This window comes from Bacillus cereus group sp. BfR-BA-01453 (genome assembly GCF_022662915.1).
Lineage (GTDB): Bacteria > Bacillota > Bacilli > Bacillales > Bacillaceae_G > Bacillus_A > Bacillus_A paranthracis.
Genome location: NZ_JAKUEN010000010.1, coordinates 13,491 through 26,887, shown reverse-complemented (window position 1 = coordinate 26,887; position 13,397 = coordinate 13,491). Strand labels below are relative to the sequence as shown.

Sequence of the window (13,397 nt, the reverse complement as noted above, 5' to 3'; positions counted from 1 at the left end):
AATACCGTGAATTTTGTTGAGAAATATTTATATAGATATAAAAACATCCCTTCCAAGTAATAAGGAAGGGATGTTTTGTTTAACTAATTTTTGAATTAGGTGTTTCATCAATTTTATGAAAACCTTTCATGTAATACACGATAGCTAAACCAATAAGCCAAATTGGGCCAACAATCAATGCAATTCTTGTATCTTCTGAATACGCCATTATACATAAGACTAGTGCAAGGAAAGCGAGTGAGAAGTATGAACTTATTGGGTATAAAGGCATTTTATACGATAACTTTTGTTTGTTTTGCGCAGGTAAACTTTTACGGAACTTGATTTGAGCGACTAATATAATGCCCCAAGTCCAAATTGCTCCGAAAGTTGAAATACTAGTAAGCCATGTAAATACCTTTGCGGGTACAAGATAGTTTAATATAACACCAACGAGTAAAACGATTGCCGTTGCTACAATTCCTTGACTTGGAATGCCATTTTTATTTAAACGACCGAATCTTTCAGGAGCTTTTTTCTGCTGAGCTAATGTATACAGCATACGGCCTGTACTAAATAAACCACCATTACAAGAAGAAAGAGCTGCTGTTAATACGACAAAGTTAATAATCCCTGCTGCTTTTGCGATACCGATTTGTTGGAATGTTAATACGAATGGACTTCCTTTCTCACCAAGTTCGTTCCATGGATAAATTGCCATCATAACGAATAGAGCCCCAACGTAGAACAGTAAGATTCTCCAAAATACGTTATCAATTGCTTTTGCGAGTGTTTTTTTCGGATTTTGAGCTTCACCTGCTGTAACACCGATTAATTCGACACCTAAATAAGCGAATAACACCATTTGCATGGAGAGTAGTAACCCAGAAAAACCATTTGGGAACCAGCCACCATGTGACCAAAGGTTTGAAATGCCAGTAGCGATACCGCCGTTTCCGAAGCCAAATAAAATAATACCAGCTCCAACTACTATCATACAGATAATTGTGACAATTTTAATGAGAGCAAACCAAAATTCAAGTTCTCCAAATACTTTTACGGATAAGAAGTTGAAAGCGCTCATTAATAATAGAGCGAGTAATGCCCAAGTCCAGCGCGGAATATCTGGGAACCAGTATTGCATGTAAATGCCAGCAGCCGTAATTTCAGCCATGCAAGTAACAACCCATAAGAACCAGTAGTTCCAACCGGTAATATAGCCAGCTAGTGGTCCAAGATAATCATATGCATATTTACTAAAAGAGCCAGCAACAGGTTGTTCAATTGCCATTTCTCCGAGTGCTCGCATAATGAAAAAAATAACGAGTCCAGCAATCATATAGCCTAGTAAAATCGAAGGGCCAGCTAGTTTAATAGCAGAAGCAGATCCTAAAAATAGTCCAACGCCAATAGCTGAACCGAGTGACATTAAAGTAATATGTCTTTCTTTTAAACCTCGGTTTAAAGTTCCAGATTTGTTTGTGTGCTGCATAAGAAGAATCCCCCTTGTAGAGTGAACGATATTTGAATGCGTTTACTAAATATTTAACTATTTCAAATTATAAAACATTTCCATCTGTTATGCTACAAAAATAATCAATATTAACTGTACTACATCTGTGCTTGTCAGATTTAAACTTAAAATTCGAACTATTAGCGAATATATTGACTCTTCTTTTTATTGATTGTTAAGATTAAGTATTATATTTTCTCACATACTAGTAAGAAAAGAATGTGTGATAATAATTCAGATGTAGGAAGGGTACATAACCATGTTTCAATTACAAAAATATAACACTTCTGTGAAGCAAGAGCTTTTAGCTGGCATCACAACTTTTTTTACATTTGCGTATATTCTTGTCATCAATCCGAAAATATTATCTGATGCAGGTGTACCATTTGATCAAGCTTTTACGGCAACTATTATTGCGACTGTTGTAGGGACGTTATGTATGGCGTTTTTAGCTAACTATCCAATTGTTATTGCTCCAGCTATGGGAATGAATGCGTATTTTGCTTATTCTGTTGTTCAACAGGCAGAGGGGATTACATATGTCATTGCGTTTTCAGCAGTATTTGTAACAGGTATCATTTTTCTTTTATTATCTTTCACTTCATTTAGGCAAAAGCTAATTGTCGCAATTCCTGACAGTTTAAAACATGCAATTGCAGGTGGAATTGGGTTATTTATTGCTTTTATTGGATTACGTCTATCTGGAATTATCGTTGATCATCCATCTAACTTAGTTACGATTGGTGATTTCCATTCTCCAGCCGTTATTTTAACTTTAATTGGTTTGATTTTAGCGGCGGTATTAATGACATTGCGTGTGAGCGGTGCATTATTTATTAGTATGATTGTGACAGGAATTATCGCCTTCTTTACAGGGCAGCTGAAGTTTACGGATAAAATTGTTGCGATGCCTCATTTACCAGAGGGGATTATCGTTTCAAATCCAATCAACGCCTTTTCAGATGTAATTGAATACGGATTATATGGCGTTGTATTTTCATTTTTACTTGTACTGTTATTTGATACAACAGGAGCATTACTCGGTTTAATTAAACAAGCAGGTTTAATTACAGATAATACAGAGAAACGTTTTGGTAAAGCATTTATTGCGGATGCAATTGGCGGTACTACAGGCTCTATCTTTGGGACAAGCCCAACAGCAGCGACGATTGAATCGTCAGCTGGTATTGCTGCAGGTGGTAAAACAGGATTAACAGGTATTGTAGTAGTCGGCCTAACGATTATAACAGCATTCTTTAGCCCTGTTATTGCTTCTTTATCAAGCGTAGCCGCTATTACAGCTCCTTCATTAATTATTGTCGGTAGTTTAATGGCACAAAGTATTCGTGATATTAATTGGAATGAATTTGAAGATGCATTACCAGCATTTTTAATTTTCGTTGGTATCCCGTTAACGTCTAGTATTGCGAATGGAATTGCAATTGGATTTTTAGTGTATCCAGTCTTAAAAATTGTGAAAGGGAAAGGGATGGAAGTACATCCATTACTATACTTATTTACAATTTTATTTGGATGTCATTTATTCTTATAATATAGGAGAGGGGGCTTCTTATGAGAGGCTCCTTTTTTGTGTATAATAAAGTGAAACTATAATCAGTGGGGGGCTGTTCATCCCCCACTGATTATTAGTTGAACCAATCGGGCTTTTATGGGCAGTTTGACTCTCTCTGGATATCTGGTTATTAGCTTAATTATTAGGAGGGAGTCTTACTGCCCGTTAATGCGGGGTAAAGTGAAACTATAATCAATCACGCAAAATATAAATTACTTAATGGAATATATATGTTACAATAAGGTGGAGGAGGAACATGAATGGCTGTAAGTAAAATAAAAGTCGCGCGTGTTCAGTTAGATTTAACACAGCAACAATTAGCAGAAAAAGTAGGTGTTACAAGGCAAACGATTAGTTTAATTGAGAAGGGGAAATACAATCCATCGTTAGATTTGTGTTTGAAAATTTGTTATGCGGTAGACAAAACATTAAATGATTTATTTTGGGAGGAAGAGGAGTGAGGGGATGAGGATTGTGAAAGATGAACGTTTAATGATTGAGGGGCTAAAGCATATTAGGCTCGTTTTCATCTTACAAAATATCGTCATACTAGGTATTGTTTTTTATCGCTACGTTTTGCAAGATGCAGGATATGAAAGTGTTTCGGATTTATTAATGATATTTATGTGCGGGATAATAGGGATTAACTTTTTAAACTTAAAAAACTCGGTGCAAGTGTATGAGCATACGGGCGGAGTATCACGTAGCTATTTTATGAAACTATTATTCATTCCGGTAAGTATTATTATTGGGATTGTAGCTATTTGTATCGTTGTCACACCAGATATTTCGATAAAGGAAATTAGTATGACAGGACTTATTATGTTTGCTTGTTTTTTAGTTCCTAGTCTGTTTATATACATATATATGAAAAAGATAAAAAGTGAAGATTGAAATATAAGAAAAGCTTTCCCGTATTGCGGAAAGCTTTTCTTATATTCTTTTATACAGTACTTTATGAAGGCCAATTGGTTCAATTTCAAAGATTTCACCATGTTCTTGGAAGCCTAAGCGCTTGTAATAGTCAGCTACAGTAATTCGGCCATTACACCATAACATATTTGCTCGACGCTCTTGTAAGATTTGTTCTGCTTTCTGAATTAAGGAGCTTCCAGCGTAGTTGTTTCGAAACTCAGGCAATGTGGCCATTCCTCGTAGACGATAATGCATACCTGCTTGTAAGTCGGGATGCATTTCCTTTGAGAAAGAAGCGATACTAATAAGTTGATCGTTTATAAATGCGCCTAAGTGAAAGGTATCTGTTTCATAGTCTGAAGGGTATTTACAATCTGCTAATGTTTGACTCGGGCGCAAAATTTTTTGACGTAATACGTAAGTTTCAGATCCATCAATATTTTTCACGGTAAGCATAGTAACATCCTTTCTTATAACGCTTTTTCTGTTAATTGTATAAAGAAATAGGCAGGTGCGGCGAAAAGTCCGAGTATACTAGCGGTTCCGAGAAGGAGTGAAAGTAAGAGGCAAGAGTATTTTATTCCATTTGATTTTTTCCATCCGTAACTACAAATTTCAATACTAACACCGATGAGAATAATGGCACCTAATATTTCCGCTAATAATAAAAGAGCTAAAGTTACAATAGACATAATGTGATCCATCCTCATAATATGTGATAGTAACATTTTACCATATGAAATGGAAAAAAATGCTCCTCAATTATGTGAGGGGCATTTTTTTATTCTAATATGTTTTTTAGTGTATCGATATGTTCTTTTGAGCCTGTTACAAGTAATGTGTCACCGTGTTGTAGTCTTGTATCACCATGCGGGATTAATGCTTTGTTCCCACGATAAATTTGAATGACTAGTACATCACCTAGAAACGGAAGGCGACGAAGTGCAACGCCATTATATTTATTGCTTCGTAGTTCAACTTCACGGACTGTTTCGTTTGCTGTTGTAATTAAGCGAACGAGACTCGGTTTATCAATTAGCGCACGTAATAGAATACGTGTAGAGTTAATGGTTGAGAATACGGCGATATGTTCTTGTGTTGCTTTTTCTTGTAGAAGCGGATCTTCTACACTTGCAATAACATGTTCAACACCTAGTTCTTTTGCATGTTCTGCTAATAGTAAGTTTTGTTCATCATCACTTGTTGCAACAACAACGCGGTCTGCATGAAATGCTGTTTGTTCGGTTAATGATGCAATTGTGATGTCATCTAATTTCACAATAGGGAAGTCGTGCGATTTCGCTTCCTCATCATTTATTTTATTTTGACGCATCATATATAGTGTTACGTCATAATCTTCTCGTTTTAAATCAAGTGATAACGGAAGGGTAATTCTGCTCGCACCAATAATTGAAACTTTTGGTTTTGGTGTTTCCACTTTTGGGAACATCTTTTTAAATAATATAGGTGCGAAAATACAAGTAATAACTGCGCTTAAAATAAGGGAGGCAGATAAACTTGGACTAATGATTCCTAGTTTTTCACCAATTTGTGCAGCTGCAATAACTAAAGAAAGTGTCGATGTTAATAAGATGGCACTCCCCAGTACGATATTACGTGGATACCATTTTCGTAAAACAAGTGATGGTAACAGTTTTGAGATAAAGAGTCCTACAATTAGAATTGGAATCATTAGCATACTAGAAGGCTCTTTAAAAATAGACCAAACCTCTAAATTTACACCAACCATTACGAAGAAAATAGGAATGAAGAAACCGTATCCGATAGAATCCAGTTTTTCAACCATATCTTCATTTGGTGATAATAATGATACGAGTACACCTGCTAAGAAGGCGCCTAAAATATTTTCAGCTCCAACGGATTCAGATAACCCAACTAATATTAAGATGAGTGCAAAAACAGCTCGTGTATCAATTTGTACACTCCCAGCTTTTAAGCTATCCAAGTATGGAATGTTTTTAAAACGTTTTGCAACGAAGTAAATAACAATACCAGCGCCGAATAGAAGAAGAAGAAGCCACATGCTTTGGCCGCTTTCGGAATTTAATCCGACGAATACAGCGAGTAAAATCATTGTAACTAAATCCGCAATAACAGCGACTAATAAAATGATTTGCCCAATTGCTGTTTTTCCTAAGTTATTCTCTTTTAATGTTGGTACGACAACACCTAAAGAGATTGTTGAAATGATTAAAGTCATAAACATTGCATTATCTACAAATCCTAGCCATACAAATAGTAGTGATAGGGCATAAGATAAGATGAAAATAAATAAGAAGATAATACTTGCTGCTTGGAATGTGTTTGGTTCGTTTGTCGTGTTCTTTTTCCCTTTTTGTTTAAAGATAGAAAAATCAATTTCTAAACCGCTTAAAAACATAAGAAAGATAAATCCTAGTGTCGATAAGACTTGAAGCCACATATCTGGCTCAATAATATTAAACCCACTTTTACCTACAAAGATTCCTGCGATGATTTCTGCAACAACGACAGGAAGTGCTTTTAATTTAAAGCGTTGTAACAAAAGGGGAACGAAAAACGCGATTGCAACGACAACCATAAGTGATAGAACAGAAGTGTGATGTTCCATTGCGTTCTCTCCCTTCAAATAAATATAGTACTTATTTAGCCATATAATAGGTAGAAAAGCAACGCATATGGATTCGATTTCATAAAGAAAGAGTTTTCTTAACATTTGTCATAATAAGTATATTTTTCATGATTCTGTTGTTAATTCCGTAATGTGGATGTAATAGGGGAGGGAATAAAAAAAGACTGCTGAGGAATCTCAGCAGTCTTTTTCATGTACATTACATTGAGAAGAAGATCCATACAGTTAAACCAACTGTTGCAGTTGCAACGAAGAAACTGTAAATCATAGTAAGAACTTGAACTCTTCCTTCTCCTTCTTTTAAATGCATGAACATAATTAATTGTAACAACGCTTGCGCAACAGCCATTATGATAATGGTAGTTAAGATCGTTGATAGTGGCAGGTTTGTATAAAGTGCCACGTATAACGCTAGAAACGTTAGTGCAAGCGATAAAATAAATCCGAAAACGTGTGACCAAGGGAATCCGCTATGCGCATGCCCGTTTGCTTGATTGTTATTTTGACCCATTTACGCCACCATCCCGTTCAAGTAAACTAGTGTGTAAATAAAGACCCAAACTAAATCAAGGAAATGCCAGTATAAGCTGATAATGAATACTTTACGAGCTGTAACTGGTGTTAAACCTCGTTTTAAAATTTGGATAATAACACAAATTGCCCAAATGATACCGCCTGTTACGTGGGCTCCGTGTGTTCCAAGAAGAACGAAGAATCCAGATAGGAAAGCACTTGTTTGAATTGTTGCGCCTTCACCAATATACATAATGAACTCTTCAATCTCGAAGAATAGGAAGCCTGCACCTAAAAGTAATGTAAGGACGAACCATCCAAGCATTGCTTTTTGGTTGTGCTTACGCATTTCGTGAATTACGATACCACATGTGAAACTACTTGTTAAAAGTAATAATGTTTGAATTAAAAGCGTTTTAAGTTCAAACAGTTGTGCTGGTGTTGGGCCATCTGCCGTACGACCAGCAAGTACTAGATAAGAGGCGAAAAGTGTTGCGAACAGCATAATTTCAGCCCCAAGAAAAATCCAGAATCCTAGGATATTCAATCTGCTTTGTTCGGATTGATATTCCAAAGGTAAGCTTTTATCTAAAGCCGCCATATCATTTCACCTCTCATGCTACATGTTCTGATTTTTTAATTTCATCAACACTAATATAGTAACCTTCATCGTAATCGAATGAACGATAGATTAAGCAAGCTAAAATACCAATGCCGCCGATTGCTGCAAGCCAGAACCAGCTAAATACTAATGCGAAACCTGCAAGACCGAAGAATCCAGACGCAATAATAGGCACACCAGAGTTACTTGGCATGTGAATTGGTTTAATGTCTTCTGCTGCTGGTGTAACTGTTTCTCCGCGTTTTTTCATGTACCAGAAAGCATCAGCTTCTTTGATTTCAGGAAGTTTCGCGAAGTTGTAATGTTGTACAGGAGATTGAGTTGCCCATTCAAGTGTACGGCCGTCCCATGGATCTCCAGTTGTGTCACGTTCACCGTGACGAGCACTCCAAATTACGTTGTAGCAAAGAAGTAGGAAGCCGATACCCATCATTACCGCACCAACAGATGCGATTTGGTTTAGCCATCCCCATCCAAGACTTTCAGAGTAAGTGTACATACGACGAGTCATACCGTCTAAACCTAAGAAGTACATTGGGAAGAAACAGATGTTGAATCCGCTCATAAAGATCCAGAATGTCCATTTACCTAGGCGTTCATTTAACATATGACCAGTCATTTTTGGATACCAGAATGTGAATCCAGCAAGCATAGCGAATACTGTACCTGCGATTAATACGTAGTGGAAGTGAGCGATTAGGAAGTAGCTGTTATGGTACTGATAATCAGCTGCTGCCATACCAAGCATAACCCCTGTAACCCCACCGACTACGAAGTTTGGAATAAATGCCAATGACCAAAGCATTGGAACTGTAAAACGAATACGTCCTTTATACAGTGTAAACAACCAGTTAAAGATCTTAACCCCGGTTGGAATCGAAATCGCCATTGTCGAAATCGAGAAGAATGAGTTAACCGCTGGACCTGCACCCATCGTGAAGAAGTGGTGAAGCCATACGACGAAACTTAGTAAAGAAATTGCAACCATTGAGTATACCATCGCACTGTAACCGAATAGACGTTTACGTGAGAATGTACTAATGATTTCAGAGAAAATACCGAATGCCGGTAAAATAACGATATATACTTCAGGGTGACCCCATACCCAGAATAGGTTGGCCCATAACATTGGCATACCGCCGCTCGCCATCGTAAAGAAGTGAGCATCGAATAGACGGTCAAATGTCATTAATGCAAGAGCAACTGTTAATACTGGGAAAGCGAAAATAATGATAATCGTTGTAATTAAGATTGACCAAGTAAACATTGGCATTCTCATTAAAGTCATACCAGGTGTACGCATTTTTAAGATAGTAACAAGGAAGTTAATACCTGTCATTAACGTACCGAGACCTGAAATCTGTAATGCAATTGCGTAGTAGTTATTTCCTACACCAGAAGTAAACTCTGTACCTGCCATTGGGAAGTAAGAAGTCCACCCAGCGTCTGGAGAACCACCGATTACGAAAGCGATGTTGAATAACATTGCTCCGACAAAGAATAACCAGAAACTTAAAGCATTTAAGAACGGATATGCAACGTCACGAGCACCAATTTGTAATGGTACTACAAGGTTCATTAATCCCATAACAAATGGCATCGCCATGAAAAGAATCATAACTGTACCATGTGTTGTGAAGATTCCGTTATAGTGTTCAGCGTTTAAATAAGTTGTTTCAGGGAATGTTAACTGTGCACGGATCATTAAACCGTCCATACCACCACGGAATAACATAATAACCGCAGAGATAATATACATGGCCCCAATCTTTTTATGGTCAACAGTTGTTAACCATTCGTCCCAAAGCCATTTCCATTTTTTATACTTAGTTAGTACGAAAATGATTGCTAATGTCACAAGAACGATAGAAGCGTCTGCACCGTAAATAATCGGGTCACCTGTGACAAAGAATTCATCAAGCTTCACTGTGTTCACTCCAATCTGTTGGAATTATAGCTATTATTTTTTGTTTTTGTAGTAGTTGTAATCACAATATTCAAGTGATTTTGGATCTACATAACTTAAGTGATGGCTAGAGAATGTCATACGACCAACTACACCAGGTTTAACAATTTCGTTGTACTTATCTTCTGTTAGTTTAGGAGCAGTTTGTTGTACTTCTTTAACCCACTTGTCATATTTCTCTTTAGTTTTCGCTTCAACTTCGAACTCCATGTGAGTAAATCCTTCACCAGAGAAGTTCGCGCTACGACCTAGGTAAGAACCTGGCTTATCAGCTTGTAAATAAAGGTCCATAATCATGCCATCCATTGTGTACTTCATACCACCAAGTTCTGGTACCCAGAAAGCATTCATTGGGCCGACAGAAGTCAGTTTGAATTGAATTGGTACACCAGCTGGGATGTTTAAATAGTTAACGGTTTCAATTTTTTCCTCTGGGTAACTGAATAACCATTTCCAGTTTGCAGATGTAACATAAATCTCCACTGGTTTAATATGTTTGGACTCTTTCGGAACCTCTTCCGAAGCATAAGTTGCTTTTACTGTTGGAATCGATAATGCGATAACGATAATAACAGGAACAAGCGTCCAAATGATTTCTAATAATGTGTTACCGTGTTGTTCAGGTGGCTCATAGTCCATATTCTCTGGTTTTTCACGATAACGAATCAAGATGACTGTAAACAAGATGAATACAATTGCGATAATTAATGACATAAGCAAGAATGACCAAACAATTAAATCATACTGTGCTTTTGCAACAGGTCCTTGCGGATTTAATACTGCGAGTTTTTTATCACAGCCACCGAGGAACAGAAGTAATGATAACGGAAGAAGCGAAGCCAACTTCCAAAACGCTTTCTTTAGTTGCACGATTGAAAATCTCCTTTCTCCTTGGATTGAAACTATGCCAATAAAACAATATAAACCTATTAATTTATAGAAGGCAATAGTTTTTGAGATATTGTTAAAAAATAGACACAAATGCACACTTTTTAAGGTGAATATCATTTGTAACTTGATTACATTGTAAACTATTTTCCAGAGAAAAATGCGATTGTGAAAATTTTAAGATAAATAAAGTTATACCAGGATACCCAAGAAATAGAAAAAAGCTATCTTATCATAAGAAAGATAGCTGAATATTTCGTATATTTAGTTTATTTCTTGTGAAATAGTCTGTTGTTGTTCAAATGTGACAATTTTTTTATATTTCACTTGATACAAAATGTAACAAATGACCATAAATGGAATACCGCAATAAAGAGCAATTCTCTGATCTGGAATGAAAGCTAAACTAACAAATGTAATGAAATTGAGTGAGAACGCTACGATTGGAACGAGCGGATAAAGTGGTGTGCGATATTTTAAATCATTTATGTCACCACCGTTTTTCACGAAGTTTCTACGGAAGAAAAACTGTGAAGCCGCAATTGACATCCAAACGACAACAGCAGCCATTGCTGCGATAGATGTTAAAACTAAAAAGACAGTATCTGCTGCAAATATACTTGTTAATAGGGATAGACTTGCAAAGATTAGACTGAAAATCAATGCGTTTAGTGGTACGCCTTTTTTCGTTAACTTCGTAAATGCTGGACTTGCCATTCCTTGTTTTGCCATCGCCCAAAGCATACGTGAATTTGCGTATAGACCAGAATTGGCTACGGATAATACAGCTGTAATAATAACAAAGTTCATAATGTCTGCTGCATATGGAATACCAGCTACATCAAATACAAGTACAAATGGACTTTCGACTAGATTAGCCTCTTGCCACGGGAGTAAACCTACAACAACTGATATTGCTAGGACGAAGAAGAATAGCGTTCGCCAAATGGTATTTTTGATTGCTTTTGGAATTGTTTTTTCAGGATTCTCACTTTCTCCTGAAGCAATTCCGATTAATTCTGTTCCTTGGAAAGAATAATTCACTGTAATCATCGTAAGAAGAACAGCCAGTGCACCGTTTGGAAATAATCCGCCATTTTCAGTGAAATTGTGAAGCATTGGAGCTGGTTTTCCGTTAAAGTCTAGTAGACCGAACATAACTGCACCACCGAGTACGATGAAAATAACGATGGTTGCGACTTTTACACTAGCGAACCAAAATTCTGCTTCTGCATATGCTTTTGCTGATAGAGCGTTTACAAGAAAGAGTGCTGCCGCAAATGTAACACACCAAATCCACGAAGAAACATCTGGAAACCAGCGTTTCATTAAAATACTTACAGTTGTTAACTCTACTCCAACTGTAACAGCCCAATTCAACCAATACATCCAACCGACAACAAAACCAAAACCAGGTGAAATAAATTTGCTTGCATAGCTTTGGAATGAACCTGCTTCTGGCATAGCAACAGATAATTCACCAAGACATAACATCGTTAAATACATAACAAATCCACCGACTAAAAATGCAAGAATAGCACCACCAGGGCCGGCGTTATGGACGATTTGACCTGATCCCATAAATAGGCCCGTTCCAATTACTCCACCAAGTGCAATCATAAATAGGTGTCTACTTTTCATTGTTCGTTTTAAATCTGTTTGTTCTACTTGTTGATTCATATGCCCCTCACCCCGTTATTTTTGTATGTATGAACTGATTTTCATTCCGAGTTTTTAATCATTAGTGGGGGATGTGACACATACTCGGTTTATTTATTATGAAATGAATGGAGTATGTAAAAATGTGAACTATGACTAAATACTCTAAGAATGTTTTTGTTAATAAGGTGATATCTTCACCATGTTAATTATTTTGATTTTAGCAAAAATATTCAGAAAAGTATATTGTTTTTCTTTTTATTAAAAATAATTAGAATTTTCTTTATAGAAAAAGTGTGAACAATGATTCACAGAATCTTTCTAGCAAACTAGTAAGAAGCAAGGTACAATGATAGCAGGTATATCTGTAAAATAATAATTAATGGAGTTTTGTTTAAAATGAAAAAGTTAAAATATCTTTTTGTTTTTGGAATTATATTTGCTGCAGCGTTTTTTATAGGGAAAGATAAGATTATACAAAAGGCACAAGTGCTACGCTTAGATTTTCTATCTGAAATGAAAGAAGCGGCTATGATTGAAAATGTTCCGTTTATAAAGCAGTTACCAGAATTGCCTCGTGGATGTGAAGTGACAAGCTTAGCTATGTTGCTACAATATAAAGGTGTACAAGTAGATAAGATGCAACTTGCTAGTGAAATTCATCGAGTTCCATTTGAACAAGATGGTTTGCGTGGAAATCCTTATGAGGGATTTGTTGGAAATATTTATACAAAAGCTGAACCAGGATATGGTGTGTACAATAAACCAATCTTTAATTTAGCGGAAAAATATGTTTCTGAAAAAGTAATTAATCTAACAGATAGAGACGTGAATGATCTATATAAGGTAATTAGTTCTGGTTCTCCAGTATGGGTTATTATTAATACAACGTTTAAGCCGCTAGCTGAAAGTAGATTTGAAACATGGAATACAAGCTCTGGTGAAGTGAAAATTACATATTTTGAGCATAGTGTAGTAGTAGTTGGATACGATCAAAACTTTGTATATGTAAATGATCCTCTAAAAAATAATCCGCGTTTTGCTGTTCCGCGAGCAGAGTTTGAGCAAGCGTGGGAGCAAATGGGGAAACAAGCAATTACTATTTTATAATAATGAGAAAGCCATCTTTTTTGATGG

At 36.4% G+C, this 13,397-nt stretch carries 13 protein-coding genes; 4 read left to right on the top strand and 9 right to left on the bottom strand.

Annotated features, from left to right (window positions below; genetic code table 11):
* Nucleotides 1-79: 79 nt before the first annotated feature.
* Nucleotides 80-1,471, bottom strand: coding sequence for an amino acid permease (locus tag MR070_RS18675; protein WP_001164904.1), 1,392 nt, complete (start codon nucleotides 1,469-1,471; stop codon nucleotides 80-82).
* Between the two features lie 280 nt (nucleotides 1,472-1,751).
* Here MR070_RS18675 and MR070_RS18670 point away from each other — a divergent pair, with 280 nt between their 5' ends.
* The 3 genes from MR070_RS18670 to MR070_RS18660 all read left to right on the top strand — a co-directional run bounded on the left by MR070_RS18670 (nucleotide 1,752) and on the right by MR070_RS18660 (nucleotide 3,959).
* Entirely contained in the window at nucleotides 1,752-3,044 is a 1,293-nt protein-coding gene (locus tag MR070_RS18670; protein ID WP_000487209.1) for an NCS2 family permease, read from the top strand.
* Nucleotides 3,045-3,325: 281 nt separating this feature from the next.
* A complete protein-coding gene (locus tag MR070_RS18665) occupies nucleotides 3,326-3,526 on the top strand; it encodes a helix-turn-helix transcriptional regulator (RefSeq protein WP_000301181.1) in 201 nt (66 codons plus the stop codon).
* 4 nt (nucleotides 3,527-3,530) lie between these two features.
* A complete protein-coding gene (locus MR070_RS18660) occupies nucleotides 3,531-3,959 on the top strand; it encodes a hypothetical protein (RefSeq protein WP_070805245.1) in 429 nt (142 codons plus the stop codon).
* A gap of 39 nt (nucleotides 3,960-3,998) precedes the next feature.
* Here MR070_RS18660 and MR070_RS18655 read toward each other — a convergent pair whose 3' ends face one another.
* The 8 genes from MR070_RS18655 to MR070_RS18620 all read right to left on the bottom strand — a co-directional run bounded on the left by MR070_RS18655 (nucleotide 3,999) and on the right by MR070_RS18620 (nucleotide 12,281).
* Entirely contained in the window at nucleotides 3,999-4,436 is a 438-nt protein-coding gene (locus MR070_RS18655; RefSeq protein ID WP_000958641.1) for a GNAT family N-acetyltransferase, read from the bottom strand.
* 14 nt (nucleotides 4,437-4,450) lie between these two features.
* Nucleotides 4,451-4,708, bottom strand: a complete 258-nt coding sequence (locus MR070_RS18650; RefSeq protein ID WP_011040011.1) for a DUF4022 family protein — start codon at nucleotides 4,706-4,708, stop codon at nucleotides 4,451-4,453.
* 53 nt (nucleotides 4,709-4,761) lie between these two features.
* Nucleotides 4,762-6,591, bottom strand: a complete 1,830-nt coding sequence (locus MR070_RS18645; protein ID WP_029437498.1) for a monovalent cation:proton antiporter family protein — start codon at nucleotides 6,589-6,591, stop codon at nucleotides 4,762-4,764.
* A 220-nt stretch (nucleotides 6,592-6,811) separates the two neighbouring features.
* Nucleotides 6,812-7,123: a cytochrome aa3 quinol oxidase subunit IV gene (gene qoxD / locus MR070_RS18640; RefSeq protein ID WP_000531380.1), complete on the bottom strand. Its 312-nt coding sequence runs from the start codon at nucleotides 7,121-7,123 to the stop codon at nucleotides 6,812-6,814.
* Entirely contained in the window at nucleotides 7,124-7,726 is a 603-nt protein-coding gene (gene qoxC / locus MR070_RS18635) for a cytochrome aa3 quinol oxidase subunit III (RefSeq protein ID WP_000729317.1), read from the bottom strand.
* 13 nt (nucleotides 7,727-7,739) lie between these two features.
* Nucleotides 7,740-9,674, bottom strand: a complete 1,935-nt coding sequence (gene qoxB, locus MR070_RS18630; protein WP_000762372.1) for a cytochrome aa3 quinol oxidase subunit I — start codon at nucleotides 9,672-9,674, stop codon at nucleotides 7,740-7,742.
* A 33-nt stretch (nucleotides 9,675-9,707) separates the two neighbouring features.
* Complete coding sequence (locus MR070_RS18625; protein WP_001176167.1) at nucleotides 9,708-10,583, bottom strand: cytochrome aa3 quinol oxidase subunit II; 876 nt, start codon at nucleotides 10,581-10,583, stop codon at nucleotides 9,708-9,710.
* A 282-nt stretch (nucleotides 10,584-10,865) separates the two neighbouring features.
* Nucleotides 10,866-12,281 (bottom strand): amino acid permease, encoded by a 1,416-nt coding sequence (locus MR070_RS18620; protein ID WP_001076071.1) that lies wholly within the window; start codon nucleotides 12,279-12,281, stop codon nucleotides 10,866-10,868.
* A 378-nt stretch (nucleotides 12,282-12,659) separates the two neighbouring features.
* Between MR070_RS18620 and MR070_RS18615 the strand changes: the two genes are divergently transcribed.
* Nucleotides 12,660-13,370 (top strand): C39 family peptidase, encoded by a 711-nt coding sequence (locus MR070_RS18615; RefSeq protein ID WP_000734469.1) that lies wholly within the window; start codon nucleotides 12,660-12,662, stop codon nucleotides 13,368-13,370.
* Nucleotides 13,371-13,397: the final 27 nt, after the last annotated feature.

What these genes read in the sequence shown, in the direction of transcription:
- MR070_RS18675 (WP_001164904.1), bottom strand. Translation starts at nt 1,471, where the DNA reads ATGCAGCACACAAACAAATCTGGAACTTTAAACCGAGGTTTAAAAGAA.
- MR070_RS18670 (WP_000487209.1), top strand. Translation starts at nt 1,752, where the DNA reads ATGTTTCAATTACAAAAATATAACACTTCTGTGAAGCAAGAGCTTTTA.
- MR070_RS18665 (WP_000301181.1), top strand. Translation starts at nt 3,326, where the DNA reads ATGGCTGTAAGTAAAATAAAAGTCGCGCGTGTTCAGTTAGATTTAACA.
- MR070_RS18660 (WP_070805245.1), top strand. Translation starts at nt 3,531, where the DNA reads ATGAGGATTGTGAAAGATGAACGTTTAATGATTGAGGGGCTAAAGCAT.
- MR070_RS18655 (WP_000958641.1), bottom strand. Translation starts at nt 4,436, where the DNA reads ATGCTTACCGTGAAAAATATTGATGGATCTGAAACTTACGTATTACGT.
- MR070_RS18650 (WP_011040011.1), bottom strand. Translation starts at nt 4,708, where the DNA reads ATGTTACTATCACATATTATGAGGATGGATCACATTATGTCTATTGTA.
- MR070_RS18645 (WP_029437498.1), bottom strand. Translation starts at nt 6,591, where the DNA reads ATGGAACATCACACTTCTGTTCTATCACTTATGGTTGTCGTTGCAATC.
- qoxD (WP_000531380.1), bottom strand. Translation starts at nt 7,123, where the DNA reads ATGGGTCAAAATAACAATCAAGCAAACGGGCATGCGCATAGCGGATTC.
- qoxC (WP_000729317.1), bottom strand. Translation starts at nt 7,726, where the DNA reads ATGGCGGCTTTAGATAAAAGCTTACCTTTGGAATATCAATCCGAACAA.
- MR070_RS18620 (WP_001076071.1), bottom strand. Translation starts at nt 12,281, where the DNA reads ATGAATCAACAAGTAGAACAAACAGATTTAAAACGAACAATGAAAAGT.
- MR070_RS18615 (WP_000734469.1), top strand. Translation starts at nt 12,660, where the DNA reads ATGAAAAAGTTAAAATATCTTTTTGTTTTTGGAATTATATTTGCTGCA.